The sequence below is a fragment of the Xanthomonas boreopolis genome (genome assembly GCF_046529185.1).
In the GTDB taxonomy this organism is placed as follows: domain Bacteria; phylum Pseudomonadota; class Gammaproteobacteria; order Xanthomonadales; family Xanthomonadaceae; genus Pseudomonas_S; species Pseudomonas_S boreopolis.
This window is the reverse complement of the sequence record NZ_CP097162.1, coordinates 3,867,628-3,883,335: the sequence shown is the minus strand read 5'-3', so window position 1 is coordinate 3,883,335 and position 15,708 is coordinate 3,867,628. Positions and strand designations below refer to the sequence as shown.

13 protein-coding genes are annotated in these 15,708 nt (G+C 71.6%); 7 read left to right on the top strand and 6 right to left on the bottom strand.

Features of this window, described 5'->3' with window-relative positions; all coding sequences use genetic code 11:
* Positions 1-7 precede the first annotated feature (7 nt).
* Together dprA and M3M27_RS17465 are read right to left on the bottom strand one after the other, a co-directional pair.
* The gene (gene dprA / locus M3M27_RS17470; RefSeq protein ID WP_434026425.1) at positions 8-1,150 is read right to left on the bottom strand and encodes a DNA-processing protein DprA; all 1,143 of its coding nucleotides are present in this window, start codon (positions 1,148-1,150) and stop codon (positions 8-10) included.
* 70 nt (positions 1,151-1,220) lie between these two features.
* Positions 1,221-2,339 carry a LysM peptidoglycan-binding domain-containing protein gene (locus M3M27_RS17465; protein WP_434026424.1) on the bottom strand — a complete coding sequence of 373 codons (1,119 nt, stop codon included), beginning with the start codon at positions 2,337-2,339 and terminating at the stop codon, positions 1,221-1,223.
* A gap of 130 nt (positions 2,340-2,469) precedes the next feature.
* Here M3M27_RS17465 and def point away from each other — a divergent pair, with 130 nt between their 5' ends.
* The 7 genes from def (at position 2,470) to M3M27_RS17430 (ending at position 10,877) form a co-directional block, all read left to right on the top strand.
* Positions 2,470-2,982 (top strand): peptide deformylase, encoded by a 513-nt coding sequence (gene def / locus M3M27_RS17460; RefSeq protein ID WP_140726514.1) that lies wholly within the window; start codon positions 2,470-2,472, stop codon positions 2,980-2,982.
* Positions 2,983-3,103: 121 nt separating this feature from the next.
* The gene (gene fmt / locus M3M27_RS17455) at positions 3,104-4,027 is read left to right on the top strand and encodes a methionyl-tRNA formyltransferase (RefSeq protein ID WP_434026423.1); all 924 of its coding nucleotides are present in this window, start codon (positions 3,104-3,106) and stop codon (positions 4,025-4,027) included.
* Positions 4,027-5,337 (top strand): 16S rRNA (cytosine(967)-C(5))-methyltransferase RsmB, encoded by a 1,311-nt coding sequence (gene rsmB / locus M3M27_RS17450; protein ID WP_434026422.1) that lies wholly within the window; start codon positions 4,027-4,029, stop codon positions 5,335-5,337. The genes fmt and rsmB overlap by 1 nt, the downstream gene beginning before the upstream one ends.
* Positions 5,338-5,382: 45 nt before the next feature.
* Positions 5,383-7,104, top strand: coding sequence for an ArnT family glycosyltransferase (locus tag M3M27_RS17445; protein WP_434026421.1), 1,722 nt, complete (start codon positions 5,383-5,385; stop codon positions 7,102-7,104).
* 109 nt (positions 7,105-7,213) lie between these two features.
* Positions 7,214-8,497 carry an O-antigen ligase family protein gene (locus tag M3M27_RS17440; RefSeq protein ID WP_434026420.1) on the top strand — a complete coding sequence of 428 codons (1,284 nt, stop codon included), beginning with the start codon at positions 7,214-7,216 and terminating at the stop codon, positions 8,495-8,497.
* A 303-nt stretch (positions 8,498-8,800) separates the two neighbouring features.
* Entirely contained in the window at positions 8,801-9,640 is an 840-nt protein-coding gene (locus M3M27_RS17435) for a glycosyltransferase family 2 protein (RefSeq protein WP_434026419.1), read from the top strand.
* A 199-nt stretch (positions 9,641-9,839) separates the two neighbouring features.
* On the top strand, positions 9,840-10,877 hold the full coding sequence (locus M3M27_RS17430) for a CDP-glycerol glycerophosphotransferase family protein (RefSeq protein WP_434026418.1): 1,038 nt from the start codon (positions 9,840-9,842) through the stop codon (positions 10,875-10,877).
* Between the two features lie 506 nt (positions 10,878-11,383).
* On the opposite strand, the gene M3M27_RS17425 is transcribed toward M3M27_RS17430, so the two are convergent.
* The 4 genes from M3M27_RS17425 to M3M27_RS17410 all read right to left on the bottom strand — a co-directional run bounded on the left by M3M27_RS17425 (position 11,384) and on the right by M3M27_RS17410 (position 15,626).
* The gene (locus M3M27_RS17425; RefSeq protein WP_434026417.1) at positions 11,384-12,880 is read right to left on the bottom strand and encodes a PH domain-containing protein; all 1,497 of its coding nucleotides are present in this window, start codon (positions 12,878-12,880) and stop codon (positions 11,384-11,386) included.
* Positions 12,877-13,428 (bottom strand): PH domain-containing protein, encoded by a 552-nt coding sequence (locus M3M27_RS17420; protein WP_434026416.1) that lies wholly within the window; start codon positions 13,426-13,428, stop codon positions 12,877-12,879. The genes M3M27_RS17425 and M3M27_RS17420 overlap by 4 nt, the downstream gene beginning before the upstream one ends.
* Before the next feature lie 52 nt (positions 13,429-13,480).
* Positions 13,481-14,608: a GTP cyclohydrolase II RibA gene (gene ribA / locus M3M27_RS17415; RefSeq protein WP_434026415.1), complete on the bottom strand. Its 1,128-nt coding sequence runs from the start codon at positions 14,606-14,608 to the stop codon at positions 13,481-13,483.
* A gap of 103 nt (positions 14,609-14,711) precedes the next feature.
* A complete protein-coding gene (locus M3M27_RS17410) occupies positions 14,712-15,626 on the bottom strand; it encodes a lauroyl acyltransferase (protein WP_140726539.1) in 915 nt (304 codons plus the stop codon).
* Positions 15,627-15,708 lie beyond the last annotated feature (82 nt).

Below are 15,708 nucleotides of genomic sequence, written 5' to 3'. Positions count from 1 at the left end.
GAAGAAACTAGGAATGACGCGCGTAACGGCCGTGTTCGACCACTACCCTCCCTTCTAGTTCCATGAGCAGCAGCATGGAGGACAGCGTGGCAGCCGTCAATCCGGTGCGCTCGACCAATGAATCCATAGGGGTGGGGTCGTGGCCCAGGGCCGTCCACAACGTGTGGTAGTCCGGGTCGGGGAAGGCCGGCGCCGCCGGCTTAGGAGTGAGGGCCCGTTCAGCTTCGTCGAGGCGGTCCTGCAGCGCCGCTGCCAGTTCGGCCGACAGGGCCGCCACGCCGTCGAGGACGTCGCCGGGTTGTTCGACCAGGGTGGCGCCGTCGCGGATCAGCCGGTGGCAGCCGCGTGCCATCGGGTTGTGGATGGAGCCGGGGATGGCGAACACCTCGCGGCCGGCCTCGCTGGCCAGGCGCGCGGTGATCAGCGCGCCGGAGCGGTGCGCGGCCTCGACCACCAGCGTGCCGAGCGCGAGCCCGGCGATGATGCGGTTGCGCGCCGGGAACTGCCCGGTGCGCGGGCCGGTGCCGGGCGGGTATTCGCTGACGATGGCGCCCTGTGCGGCGATCCGCTCGCGCAGTTCGTGGTGGTGGGCGGGATAGGCCACGTCCGGGCCGGTACCGAGCACCGCCACGGTGGTGCCGTGCATGTCCAGCGCGATGCCGTGGGCGGCGGCGTCGATGCCGGCGGCCATGCCGCTGACGATGGCGAGCCCGGCGCGGCAGATCGCGCGGCTGAAGCTGCGGGCGTGGTCGCGCCCGCCCGCGCTCGGCGAGCGGCTGCCGACCACCGCGATCGCCGGGTGCCAGAGCAGGGCCGGGTCGCCCTCGATGAACAGGGCGAGCGGCGGGTTGGCGGTCCGCCGCAGCAGGGCCGGGTAGTCGGGATCGTGCAGGCCCACGACATGCCGCCGGCCGCCGTCGCGCCAGGCGAGTATCGCGTCGATCGCGGCGTGGTCGGGCTGCCGCAGCCGTGCGACCTGCCCGGTGTCGCAGCCGGCCGCGGTCCCTGCGGAGGCGCCCTCGCGCAACGCTTGGCGAGGGTCGCCGTGGCGTTCCAGCAAGTGCCGCCGCGGCGCGAGCGGTCCTTCGGCCAGGACCAGGGCGAGCAGGGCGCGGGTGGATTCGGGGTCGTGGGGAGGCGGGATGTCCATCGCGGCAGGCTAGGCCGCGACGAAGAACGGCGCCCTAGGGCGCCGTCCGGTTCACCTGTAGGGATTCGCCCTACTGCGCATCGGGGTGCTTGAGCGCGTAGCCGACCCGGGCCGGCTTGACGCCTTCCATCACCAGCGCATAGCTGACCTTGTCGTAGGTGCGGAACACCATCGCGTGCGCGGCGTACTCGTCCGGCAGGCCCACGGTCGTCTGCTTGCCGCCGGTGTAGCCGTCGTCGGCGCGGGAGAAGTGCTTGTGCGCGATGCGATCGCTGGCGCGGCTGCCCTGGCGCCAGATCGAGAACACGGTGCCGTTGTCGATGCCCTCGCGGCTGCCGCCGGAGATGGCGATGACGTCGCGCGGGCCGCCGGAGGTGAAGGTGTCGGCCACCGCCAGCACGCGCAGCTGCGCCTCGGCGGCCTGCGCGGAGGGCGGGTGCGGGACGAACTGCAGGTCGTACGGCTGCGCCTGGACCGCGATCAGGCGGTCGCCGGCGCGCACCTCGCGGCCGCTATCCTGCAGCAGCAGCGTGGACACCTCGGCATTGCCGCCGGTGATCGTGCCGACGTTGACCTGCGCCAGTTCGTAGCCGAGCGATTCGCGGCGCGCGTCCGGGGCGACGTAGTCCTTCCACAGGTTGCCGGTGCCCGGCGTGACGTCGCCGCGCGCGTCCAGGTCCTCGGCCAGGCGCGGCAGGGCGAAGCGCACGGTCGGGCGCACCACCGCGTAGCGCTGGCCCGGTTGCGCGCCGGCCAGGCCCTTGACGTAGGCGAGCTGGCCATCGCTGCCGCGCAGGCGGTTGTCCTCGAAGCCGACCACGTACGGCAGCTCCTTGAAGCTGTCGACCACGCGCAGGTTCTTCAGGAACGGCTCGACCTCGGCCAGCGGGATCGCGTCGATCGGGGCTTCCTGGCGCGGCCCCGGCTGCACGCCGACGCGGTCCAGGTAGGCCAGGCTCAGCACGTCGCCGGGATAGATCAGGTGGGGATTCTGGACCTGCGGGTTGGCCTGCCAGATCTCCGGCCACAGCCACGGCTTGCCGAGGAAACGCCCGGCGATGTCCCACAGCGTGTCGCCCTTCCTGACGACATAGGTATCCGGGTGGTCGCCGGCCATTTCCACGGCAGCGGCGTAGGTCGCTACGGTCAGCATCGCCGCGGCGACGACCGTACGAAGTCGGTTGAACATGATTTCGGTCTGCCTGATTCCCCAACAGGTCCGCGCACTATAGTCCAGGGACCGGGGCGCCGCGCAAGCATTGGCGGTAGAATTGGAAGGCCTTGCCGGATCGTGCCGGCGTCCCTACATGGGTAATGCTATGGCCCTGCTCCCCATTCTCGAATTCCCCGATCCCCGCCTGCGCACCAAGGCCGTCCCGGTCGATGCCGCCGAGGTGGGCACGCCCGCGTTCCAGACGCTGCTGGACGACATGTTCCAGACGATGTACGAGGCGCCCGGCATCGGCCTGGCGGCCAGCCAGGTCGACGTGCACAAGCGCTTCATGGTGATCGACGTCAGCGAGGAGAAGAACAGCCCGCAGGTGTTCATCAACCCGGAGATCGTCGACAAGCAGGGCGGGCAGGTCTACCAGGAAGGCTGCCTGTCGGTGCCCGGCATCTTCGCCGACGTGACCCGCGCCGATTCGATCACCGTGCGTTTCCTCGACCGCACCGGGCAGGCGCAGGAACTGACCACCGACGGCCTGCTGGCGGTGTGCATCCAGCACGAGATGGATCACCTGGACGGCAAGCTGTTCATCGACTACCTCTCGCCGCTCAAGCGCGAGATGGTGCGCAAGAAGCTGGCCAAGGCGCGCCGGCACGTGGCCTGAAAAGCCGGGATTCGTGATTGGTGATTCGCGATCGGGCAAAGCGGTTGGCCTTGGGCTGCTCGCGCCCGCATGAAGCCGCCTTTCCGAATCACCAATCACCAATCACGAATCACAGCTCCCCATGAGAATCGTATTCGCCGGCACGCCGGAATTCGCCGTGCCCTCGCTGCGCGCCGCCGCGCAGCGCCATGAAGTCGTCGCCGTCTATACCCAGCCGGATCGCCCGGCCGGCCGCGGCCGCGGGCTGACGCCCTCGCCGGTGAAGCTGGAGGCGATCGCGCGCGGGATCCCGGTGCTGCAGCCCGAGACGCTGAAGTCGCCCGAGTCGCAGGACGCCCTGCGCAGGCTCGCGCCGGACCTGATGGTGGTGGTCGCCTACGGGTTGATCCTGCCGAAAGCGGTGCTGGCCATCCCGACCCACGGGTGCTGGAACGTGCACGCCTCGCTGCTGCCGCGCTGGCGCGGCGCGGCGCCGATCCAGCGCGCGATCGAGGCCGGCGATGCCGAGACCGGCGTGGGCCTGATGCTGATGGAGGCCGGGCTCGACACCGGCCCGGTGCTGCTGGAGCAGCGCACGCCGATCGGTGCCGACGAGACCGGCGGCCAGCTGCACGACCGCCTGGCCGGACTGGGCGCGCAGGTGCTGTCCGACGGCCTGGGCCTGCTGCGCGCCGGCATCCGCCCGGTGCCGCGGCCGCAGCCGGCCGAGGGCGTCACCTATGCGCACAAGCTCGACAAGGCCGAGGCGCGGCTGGACTGGAGCCAGCCGGCGGACGTGCTGGCGCGGAAGGTGCGCGCGTTCAACCCGTGGCCGGTGGCCGAGGCGCAGCTCGCGGGCGAGCGCGTGCGCATCCATGCCGCGGTGGCGCTGGAACGGACGGCTCCCGCGGCTCCCGGCACGGTGCTGGCCGCGTCCAAGCAAGGCATCGACGTGGCCTGCGGCGAAGGCGCGCTGCGCCTGCGCGTGCTGCAGCGCGAGGGCGGCAAGGCGATCACCGCCGCCGACTACCTCAACGCGCGCCGCGACGTGCCGGTCGCGGGTTGATGGCGGGCGCCGCCCTGCCCGCCGGCGTCGCGCCCAGGCTGATCGCCGCGCGCGTGCTGGCGGCCGTGATGACGCACGGCCGCTCGCTCAAGGCCGAGCTGGCGGCGTCGCTGCCGGGCCTGGCCGATGCGCGCGACCGCGCCCTGGCCGAGGCGATCTGCCTGGGCGCGCTGCGCCGCCATCCGGCGTATGCGGCCGCCCTGGCCGGGTGGCTGCAGCGCCCGCTGGGCCGCCGCGATGCCGACCTGCAGGCGCTGCTGATGGCGGGCTTCGCCCAGCTCGACGTACTGCAGCTGCCGCCGCACGCGGCGTTGTCGGCGACGGTCGAGGCCTGCCGCGCGCTGGGCCGCCCGCGCCAGGCCGGCATGGTCAACGCGGTCCTGCGCCGCGCGCTGCGCGAAGGCTTCCCGGACGTGCCGGCCGATGCGGCCTGGCCGGACTGGTTGCGGCGGCAGGTGCGCGCCGACTGGGGCGAGCGCGCCGAGGCGGTGTTCGCCGCGAGCGCGCTGCCGGCCCCGATGTGGCTGCGGGTGAACCGCCGCCACGGCACGCCCTCGGACTACGTCGCGGCGCTGGCCGAGGCCGGCCTGTCCGGCCAGGGCTCGGCCTTGCTGCCGGATGCGGTGCTGCTCGACGCGCCGGTCGCGGTGGCGCAGTTGCCGGGCTTCGATGCCGGCCTGGCCTCGGTGCAGGACGGCTCCGCGCAGCAGGTCGCCGATGCGCTGGCGCCGGCGCCCGGCGCGCGCGTGCTCGACGCCTGCGCCGCGCCGGGGGGCAAGAGCGCGCACCTGCTCGAGCGCGACCCGGCGCTGCGCCTGGTCGCGCTCGACGTGGACGCGCGCCGGTTGCGGCGGGTCGGCGAGACGGTGTCGCGGACCTGCCCCGGCGCGCGGGTGGAGCTGAAGGCGGCCGATGCCGCCGACCTGCGCGCCTGGTGGGACGGCGTGCCGTTCGATGCGGTGCTGCTGGACGCGCCGTGCTCGGCCACCGGCATCGTGCGCCGCCAGCCCGACGTGCTGCTGCATCGCCGGCCCGGCGACGTGGACGCGCTGGTCGCGCTGCAGGCGCGGCTGCTGGACGCGCTGTGGACCACGCTGCGCCCGGGCGGGCAGCTGCTCTACACCACCTGTTCGATCCTGGCCCGCGAGAACCGCGAGCAGGTCGAGGCCTTCCTGGCACGCACGCCGGACGCGGCGGTGCGCCCGTTGCCCGAACGCTTCGGCCATGCCAGCGGCGCCGGCCGGCAGCGGCTGCCCGGCGAGGATGGCTGCGACGGTTTCTTCTATGCCAGTCTCGCCAGGATCGGTTGAGAATCCGCATATTTCCGGATGGACCGTCCACTATCATCTGCGCCCATGCTGAAGACACGTTCGTCCAGGGAGTTCTGGTTGCTGGCGATCACCGCGTTGCTGGTGATCGGGGCGGGATTGGGATTGCGCGATCCATGGCCGTCGGACGAGCCGCGGTTCGCGCTGGTCGCCAAGCAGATGGTGGAGAGCGGCGACTGGCTGTTCCCGCACCGCGGCCACGAGCTGTACTCGGACAAGCCGCCGATGCTGATGTGGCTGCAGGCCACGTTCTACACGCTGCTGCGCGACTGGCGGGTGGCGTTCCTGCTGCCTTCGCTGCTGGCCGCGCTCGGCACGCTGGCCTGCGTGTACGACCTCGGCCGCCGGCTGTGGACGCGCCGGGTAGGCCTGTACGCCGCCTGGGCGTTGCTGTTCACGCTGCACTTCACCTTCCAGGCCAAGAAGGCGCAGATCGACCCGTTGGTCGTGTTCTTCATCACCCTGGCCAACTATGGCCTGCTGCGGCACCTGCTGCAGGGGCCGAACTGGCGCTGGTGGTTGCTGGGCTGGTTCTCCGCCGGCCTGGGCGTGATCACCAAGGGCGTGGGCGTGATCGCGCTGCTGGTGCTGCTGCCGGCGGCGGCGGCATCGGCCATGCAGTGGCGGCGCGTGCGCCTGCACGTGCGCGACCCGCGCTTCTGGCTGGGCCCGGTGGCGTTCCTGGCCGCGATCCTGGCCTGGCTGGTGCCGGTGGTCACCGCTGCGCTGGCGACCCAGGCGCCGGAGTACCGCGCCTATCTCGACGACATCCTGTTCCGCCAGACCGCCGGGCGCTACGCCAAGTCCTGGGACCATGCGCAGCCGTGGTGGTATCACTTCGGCACGATCGCGACGATGTGGGTGCCGACGGTGCTGGCGCTGCCCTGGGCGATCCCGGCCTGGCGCCGGCGGCTGCGCCGCCGCGACGCGCGCTACCTGCTGCCGCTGGCGTGGTGGGCGATGGTGGTGCTGTTCTTCTCGATCCCCAGCGGCAAGCGCGACGTCTACATCCTGCCCGCCTTGCCGATGGTGTGCCTGGCGCTCGCGCCGCTGCTGCCGGGGTTGATGCGCAAGCGCGGATACCAGTGGCTGCTGTTCGCGTTCACCGCGTTGCTGTCGTGCGCCTTCATCGGTGGCGGCCTGGCGATGCTGCTGGGGCATCCGGGCTTCGAGCAGAAGCTGATGGACAGCCGCGGCGTGGGCTCGGACGTGACGCATACGCTGGGCTGGATCGCGGCCGCGGTCGGCACCTGGGGCGTGGCGGGCCTGCTGCTGTGGCGCGTGCGCCGCAGCGCGATCGGCGTGGCCTCGCTGCTGGCCGCGTTCTGGGTGGCCTACGGCCTGGCGATCTATCCGGTGCTCAACGACTCCAGTTCGGCGCGCGGGGTCATGCGCCTGGCCAGCGAACGGGTGCCGGCCGACGGCGAACTCGGGCTGGTGGCGTGGAAGGAGCAGAACCTGCTGATGTCGCCGCGTCCGGTGGAGACGTTCGGTTTCCGGGTGCCGTGGGAGGAACAACTGCGTCGCGGCGTGGCCTGGCAGGCGCAGCGCCCGGACCGGCGCTGGCTGCTGGTGCAGGAAGCGGCCCTGCTGCATTGCGTGGATCGCGAGCGCGCGAGCCTGGTCGGCGTGGCCAACCGGCGCGGCTGGTGGCTGGTACCGGCCGGCGCGATCCGGGGGGCTTGCGAGGCCAACGCGGAAGAGCGCGAACGCGAACGCCGCGAGCAGGGCAAGATCGACCAGGAATGATGCCCATGCAGCGCGACGTCCCGGCCGGGCAGGGCATGGATCGCCGCTTAGCTGCCGTTAGTGGAAACCCCTCGAAGATCAGCCCCCTCCGTTCCCGACCGCCCCGCCGATGATGCTGTTCGAATCCCGCCCCTCCGATGCCGCGACGCTCGCCCAGGGCGGCTCGCGCGTGGCGGTCGGGGTGGCGGAATTCGGCCTGTTCGCGCTGGGGGCGACCTCGCTGGCGATGCCGGGCGGGCTGCTGCCGTTCGGCCTGTGCCTGTTGGGCTCCTCGCTGCTGGCCTTCGGGGCGCTGCGCTGCGGCGCCCGCGCGATGGGGCAGCCGCTGCGCTGGATGACCTGGCTCGCCCTGGTGGTGATGGCGATGGCGCTGGTGTCGGTGGCGCTGTTCGAGCACGGCCTGCGCGACGTGGACAACCGTTCGCGCTTCATCGTGCTGCCATGGGCGGCGATCTGGGCCTACAGCCTGCGCCCGCGCCTGGTGTGGCTGTGGTGGGGGGCGCTGGCCGGCATCGCCGGCGCGCTGGCGCTCGCGCTGTGGCAGGTGCTGGACGGCGCGCCGCGCGCGGAAGGCTGGACCAATGCGATCGTGTTCGCGGACGTGGTGCTGGTGCTGATGATGCTGGCGGTGTTCTGCCGCCCGCATGGGCGCTGGCCGCTGCTGGTGCTGGCGCTGCTGGCCGGCTGCGTGACCATCGTGCTCAGCGGCAGCCGCGGCGTCTGGCTGGGCCTGCTGTGCCTGCTGGTCGTGGTGGCCTGGAACGCGCGCTGGCGCAATGGCCGCAGCCGCCTGCTGGTGCTGAGCGGGGCCGCGGTGCTGGCGGCCACGCTGGTGCTGACCGTGCCCGGCCTGAGCCGGCAGATGCGCCTGGTCGAACTGCAGTCCGACGTGCAGCGGATGGAGCATGGCGACGTGGATTCCTCGGCCGGCGCGCGCCTGGAGCTGTGGCACGTGGCCTACGAGGAATTCCTGGCGCATCCGCTGACCGGGATCGGGATCGGGCATTTCGACGATGCGATGAGGGCGCAGCCGGCATGCCGTGCCGATCCCGGGCTGGAGTACTGCAACCTCGGCCACGCCCACAACGACCTGGCCGAGTGGAGCGCCACCCAGGGCGTGCCCGGCCTGCTGCTGCTGGTCGGCGTGTACGGCCTGCCGCTGTTGCTCCTGCTGCGGCTGCACCGGGCCCGCGGGCCGTCGCCGAGGTTCCGCGGCGCCGCCGCGGCCGGGGCCATGGTGGTGATCGGCTACGTGCTGTGCGGCATGACCCAGTCGATGTTCGCGCACCATCTCACCGCCGGGCTGTACGTCTCGCTGGTGGGCCTCCTGGCCGGCCTGGCGCTGCGCGAGGTGCACGACCGCCGGGCCGCGGCGCGGGCGCCGAACCTATAATGCGCCAAGGGCCTGTTAACGCTATTGAGACAGGTCGCGCCGCGCCTGGACGCGTGCGGGGCAAGGAAGGACGAGGAAGCTTATGTCGATAAGAGACCGAGTGATGACGCGGCACCGTGCGTGCCCAGGCGCGGCCCTTCGGGTTGCCGTGCCCGGCGCCCAGGCGGCCGCGCGCGGCTTGAGCAGGCGGCCAGCCTGCCGCGGCGCCACGCACGACCGCCTGGGCGCCGGGCACGGCAACGTGACCTGCCCCAATAGCGTTAACAGGCCCTAGGCCGCGGCGCGGCGCGACGGATTCCCAGCATGCACGAAGGCACCGGCATCGAGGGCGAGCGGCTTCCGCTCAGCCTGGTGGTGATGACCTACAACGAGGCCGACAACATCGCCCGTTGCCTGGACAGCGTGCCGTTCGCCGCCGAGAAGCTGGTGGTGGACTGCGGCAGCAACGACGACACCGTGGCGATCGCGCGGGCGCATGGCGCGCGCGTGGTCGTGCAGCCGTGGCTCGGCTTCGGCCCGCAGCGCAACTTCGGCTCGGCGCAGGCCGCGCACGATTGGATCCTGGTGCTGGATGCCGACGAGTTCCTGTCCGAAGCGGGCGTGCGCGAATGCCGTCAGCGGCTGCCGGCGATCCTCGCCGGCGACGCCGCGGCGGTGTGGATGCGCCGCAGCACCTGGTACATGGGCGCGCCGATGCGCTGGTACCGGCCGATGGTCGGCGAGCGGCTGGCGCGGATCTACCATCGCGGCCGCGCGCGCTGGAGCGAGGCGCGCGTGCACGAATCGCTGCAGATGCAGGGCCGCGGCGAGGAACTGCGCGTGCCGTTCAACCACCTGCACAACCCGACCCTGGTGCACAAGGACCTGAAGGTGCTGCGCTACGCCGAGCTGAAGGCGCTGGACTGGCGCGACAAGGGCAAGCCGGTGCGGATGTGGCAGTGCCCGTTCGTGTTCGCCGCCGCCTTCTTCAAGGACTACGTCGTCCGCCTGGGCATGCTGGACGGCTGGCGCGGCTACGTGGTGGCGCAGACCGCGGCCAGCTATGCGGTCTACAAGCGCATGCGCTACTACGAGATGCGCCGCAACCCCGAGTCGGTCAAACTCGCCGCCGCGCAGTTGCGCAAGCACGATCTGGAACGTTGACGATGCAGCGCGGCGTGGATTGTTCCCAAGGTGCGAAGCCATTCGGGCGGGGGCGTGACGCAGTATCGGCGCGCCCCGGACGGCTTCCCGGCGGATTGGTCGCCCGGCACCGCGCGCTTGCCCCGGTTGCCCGCCCAGGCCGCACCATGCAGCACCGGCCCGGTGCCGCCGACGACCAACGCATTTCGTGAGAAAGCCCATGCCAAGTCCCAAGCACTACCTTCTCTACGGCTCGGAGCGCTACGCACTGGCGATCCTGCGCCCGATCCAGGCGGCGATCCGCGCGCGCGGCGACGAGGCGGCCTGGTTCTTCGACGGCCCGGGTGCGGAGGACCTCGCGCCCGACGAGACGCTGCTGACGGTGCGCCAGGTGCGCGAGTGGAAGCCGTATGCGGTGATCACCTCCAGCAACGCGGTACCGCATTTCTTCCCGGGCGTGAAGGTCGAGACCTTCCATGGCTTCGATGCCGGCAAGCCTCGCCACATCTACATCCGCGGTTTCTTCGACCTGTACTGCACCACCGGTCCGCGCGACACGGCCGCGTTCGGCGCGCTGGCGCGCGAGCTGGGGCACTTCGCGGTCAGGGAAACCGGCTTCCCCAAGATCGATCCGTTCATGAGCCGGCTCGGCGACGCGCCCGAGCCGGTGCGGCAGCCGCCGGTGATCCTGTACCACTCCACGTTCTCGCCGTCGTGGAGCGCGGCGGGGATCCTGTACGACGAGGTCAAGCGGCTGTCGCGCACCGGCGAGTTCCGCTGGATCGTGACCTTCCACCCGAAGATGGATCCGGAGATGGTCGCCCGGTACAAGGCGCTGCAGAACGAGTACCTGACCTTCGCCGAGAACGACAACATCCTCGACCTGTTCCCGCAGGTGGACATGATGTGCTCGGACACGTCGTCGGCGCTCAACGAGTTCCTGCTGACCTACAAGCCGGTGGTGACGTTCAAGAACCGCCGGCCAGGACCGCAGTTGATCGATATCGACGATCCGGCGCAGTTCGAGCCGGCGATCCGGCGCGCGCTGAGGCGGCCGCCGGAACTGATGGCGGCGATCCGCGAGTTCGCCGACCAGTTGCATCCGTACCGCGACGGGCGTTCGAGCGAGCGCGTGCTGGAGGCGATCGACGAGTTCGTCGCGGCGGGCGGCCGCAATCCGAAGCCGAAGCCTGCCAATCTCTGGCGCAAGCTCAAGATCCGCAAGCGGATCGGGTATTGGGGGCGGGCGGGGTACTAGCGGGGCGTTTTCGCTGCCGTTGTGTGGTTTGGGCGTGGGAATCGGAGTCTGTGATTCCTTTGCGCAGTCCCTGCCGCCGTTGTCCCCGCGAAGGAAGGGGGGGGGGCCTTCTCCCGCCGGGACATCAGCCCCCTTTTGGGGGGAAGGTGCCCCGAAGGGGCGGATGAGGGTACGGGCGAAGCCTCACCGATCCTTACTACCGTCGTTTCCGCGAAGGCGGGGACCTAGCGTCTTTGCCTTTCACGCTATCGGTCTGTTCTCCGCCATCTATCTACCGTCATCCCCGCGAAGGCGGGGATCCAGGGACGTTGCTTTGGACGCCTTTTTCCGGCGAGCCCATGCACGTCGCCCTTCGGGTTTTTCCCGCCGTCTCCGCCGCTTCGGAGGGGCCCGCGCCGCAGTGACATTCGTGGGCCGTGGAGGTTGGCGCGCCGCCGCGCGAGGAGGCGTTACCCGATCCAAAGCAAGATCACGAGCAACAGCAACAGCAACAGCAACAGCCGCTGTCACCATTCCAGCCGGCGGCGTGCGAGGCTGGTGCCGAGGCGTGCGTACAGTGCCTGCGCTTCCGCCAGGGAGATGAAGCGCAGGCGCAGCGGTGGCACGTTGCCGGTGGCGCCGGCGGTGTCCAGCCATAGCGTGGCGGTGCCGGTCAGGCGGTCGAGCGGGGAGCGCACCAGCCGCAGGGCCTGCAGCTTGCCGATCTCGGCGAAGCGCCACCAGCGGGTCCACCAGCCGCCACGTACCGCGACATAGCGCTCGTCCAGCGCATAACCCATGCGCCGGACCTGGTGCCAGGCGCGGAACATCGACCACGGCCACCACGCCAGCACCAGCAGCGACCACGCGCCGAAGCGCAGGAACAGCACGGCGGCCAGCGGCAGCAGCCATAGCGAGGGCAGGCTCAGCCGCCACCAGCAGCGCGTCGCCACGGGGTGCCACGACGGCGGTGGCCAGTGCGCGCCCGGCAACAGGCGGTGCACGAGCGCGTCGCAGGCCTGCGGCGTGGCGATCGGGGCGAGTTCCTTCAGCGCGCGGCCCTCTTCGCCCTGGCTTTCCGATACGGCCGTGTCCACGCGCAGCTGGCGTCGCCCGAACAGGCGGTGCAGCACGCCTTCCCGCAACGTCCAGGCCTGGATGCGGCGGCGGGCGACGCTGGTGCGCAGCCGCGTCAGCAAGCCGCGCTCCACGGTGAGGCGCCGCTCCGATTCGCTCAGCCGGAAGCCGTGGTACTGCAGTAACGCCAGCATCACCGACAGCAGCCGCATCAGTGCGAGCACGACGACCAGCGCGAACGCGGCGAAGAGCGCGGTGGCCTCCATGCCGGGATGCAGTTGTTCGACGTAGCGGTAGGCCTGTTCGCCATGGTGCTCGACGAAGTCCGAGATCTGCCGTTCCGGGAACATCTGGTAAAGCACGCCGAACGCCGCGGCCACCACCACCATGCCGCGATTGGAGATCAGGCCCAGCCGCACGATCTCGCCGGGGGACAGCGCCAGCAGTTCCTCGCCCGGCGCCTGCCCTCCTTCCGCGGGCGCGGCCTGGCCGCGATGGCGGACCAGCTGTTCCAGTGCGAGCGCCTGGTCCAGGCGCAGCACCCGCATTTCCGCCTCGGGCTTGTCGCCGCCCGCCGATTCCAGCCGCACCTCGGCCACGCCGAACAGGCGGTGCAGCGCGGACTGGTGCACTCCCACGTTGTGGATGCGCGCGAACGGGATGTCGCGCCGGCTGCGGTGCAGCCAGCCGCTGCGGATGGCGATGCCGTCGGCGTCGATGCGGTAGCGATAGGTCAGGTAGCGCAGCACCGATACCGCGACCAGCCCGAGGATCGCGGCCAGGGTGACGAGCGGGGAGATCCATTCGTAGCGCTCGCCGCGGCCGCCGAACACTACCAGCGCGACGATCGGCACGAGGAATTGCTTCAGCTGCTGCAGCAGCACGAACAGCCACGACAACGGGTGCAGCCGCTGTTCGGGGGCGGCGTCGGGGGGGAGGGCGCTCACAGCGCGTCGTCGTCCTGGTCGAGCTGGCGCGCCAGGCGGTCGCGCAGGCGTTCGGCGTCGTGCTGGTCGAGCCCGGCGATGGCGACGGTATTGAGCCGCGTGCCGGCGGTGTGCACCACCAGCGTGGTCAGCCCGGCGATCCGTTCGAGCGGCCCGCGGCGCAGGTCGAGGTGCTGCACGCGCGTGATCGGCACGCGCGTCTCGGTCTGCCACCAGCGTCCGCGGCGCAGCGCCAGCCCGTCCGCATCCAGGCGCCAGCGCGTCAGTCGCTGGCGCTTGCCGGCGAGCCAGCCGCCCATGGCCGCCCCGGCCAGCGCGAGCACGGGGATCAGCCACCACAGGCGCGGCGCGAGCGAAAGCAGGAGCGCGGTCGAGGCGATGGCCGCGAACGCGCCGGCCGACAGCGCGCCGCCAGCGGCGGCGAGCCGCACGCTCTGCGCCGGCAGCGCATGCCAGCCCACGTCGCCATCGGGCAGCGGCGGAGGAATGGGAAGGACCGGATCGGACGTCGGGTGCACGTGGCGCCGCAGGTTCGCGAAGGTGCGCACAGCATAACGTCGGCGCGCGAAGGCACGCGTGCCCGACGCGGCGGCGGACCGGCTACTGCGAGGCGAGGATCAGCGCGTCGACGTCGAGCGCATGGCCGGCGCGGGCGGCCTTGGTACGCAGGTACTGCTCGTTTTCCTGGGTGATCTCGCCGGTGACGGGGACGCGCTCGGTGACCTCGATGCCGGCGGCGCGCAGGCGCTCCACCTTCGAGGGATTGTTGGTCAGCAGGCGGATGCGCGCGATGCCCAGGCCGCGCAGCATGGCCACCGCGCTGCCGTAGCGGCGTTCGTCGGGGCCGAAACCCAGCTGGGCATCGGCATCGATGGTGTCGAGCCCGGCGTGCTGGTAGCCGTAGGCGCGCATCTTCGCGGCGATGCCGGTGCCGCGCCCCTCCTGGTCCAGGTACAGCAGCACGCCGCCGCCGAGTTCCTTGAGCTTGGCCAGGCCGTTCCGCAACTGGTCGCCGCAATCGCACTTGAGCGAGCCGAACAGGTCGCCGGTCAGGCACGAGGAGTGCACGCGCACCGGCACCGGTTGCGACAGGTCGGGCTGCCCGACCACGATCGCCACCTGGTCGCGCTGGGCCACGCCGCCGCGGAACACCACGAACTCGCTCGTGCCGATGTCGCGCAGCGGCACCGGCGTGCGGATGACCAGTTCGTACGTGCTGGCGGCCGCCTTGGCGCAGCCTTCGTCGAGGTCGGCGAGGGCGAGCTGCTGGCAGCCGGCGAAGGCGCCATCGTCGGCGGCGATCTCCACCGCCAGCATCGCCGGCAGCAGCAGGCCCAGGCGCGCGGCCTCGGCGGCGCCGGCGTCGAGCGCGTCCCCCGGATGCCATTGCGGCGGCAGTTGGGCGTCGCGCAGGTAGGCCAGCGACGCGAGCCGGTCGTAGGAGACGCCCGCCAGGCCGATGCGGGCGCCCTGCGGCGCGGCCAGGCCGAGGACGCCGGCACGGGTCGGGGTCAGGTACAGGTAGTGGCGTTGCCCGGCGGCCTGCGCGAAGGCCTGGTAGCTGCGCTCGGTGCTGCTGTCCAGCGCCAGCACCGCGCGCGCCTGGCCGGCGTGGGTGACGATCACCGGGCGGCCGGCGCGCAGTTCCGAGGCAGCGCGTTCGGCGCGGATCGCCGCCGGGTCGCCGAAGGCGGCGGGATGGGACGAAGGGGAGGGGGAAGTCGTCATCGGGATTCCTGATGAGGGCGCCGGAGGCCGGTCTCAATCGTGATCGGTATCAGCCTGCCGTGACACTGCGTCGCGCGCATGACCGCAATCGCCGGGCCGCCGGTCAGTGCGGGTGCCGTTCGGTGGCATAAGGGTTGGGCTCGCCGCTGCCCGGCGGGCGCAGCGTGTAGCGCTTGTAGGTCCACTGGTACTGGGCCGGGTCGCGCCGGGCGATGTGCTCGATCCCGGCATTGAGCGCGGTCGCAGCCACGACCGGGTCCGGGTCCGCCAGCAGCGGCGAGGCCGGCTCCACGTGCAGGGCGAACTCCAGTTCCGGGCTGGTGCGTTGGCACCACGCGTAGAGAACGGCGGCCCCGGTGCGCTCGGCCAGCCGGTTGACCAGGGTCATCGTCAGCGCGGGCACGCCGAAGAACGGCGCGAACACCCCGTCGCCCACCTTGGGTTGCTGGTCCGGCAGGATGCCGACCGCGCCTCCGGCCTTGAGCACCTTGAACAGCTGCCGCACCGCCGGCCCTTCCGCCCGCACCTGGGTGACGTTGTCGGCGCCGCGCACGATCTGCAGGAAGCCGTCCCAGGCCGGCGATTCGGGCGGGCGGTACACGATCGCGATCGGTCCGCGCTCGGCCAGCCACTGGTTCAGCAGTTCCCAGTTGCCGAAGTGCGGGGCGGCGACGATCACGCCCTTGCCGGCCGCCAGCGCGGCGTCGTACAGGTCCTGGTTGTGGCGGCTCAGCCGCGCCAGGTTGTCCTTGGCCGGCCAGGTCCAGGTCCGCAGCATTTCCAGCGCCTGGCGGGCGGTCGAGTAGAGGATGTCGCGGTGCAGGGCCTCGCGCTGGCCGGGGGGCAGCTCGGGGTAGGCCAGTTCGAGGTTGCGGCGGACGACGCGGCTCTCGCGCGTATTCAGCGTGAGCCAGGTCCAGGCCAGCAGGTCGGACAGGCGCTTGAGCCACGACCAGGGCAGGTGGGCCAGCAACGAGACGCCCCGGTACAGCCACCGGGCACTGAATTCGGCTTTCATCCGCGAATTCTAAACAGGGCCCCGGCGCGGGCGTGACAGTCGCCGCTCGCATCGGCATGCTGCCGGCCCGGAATGCACAGGA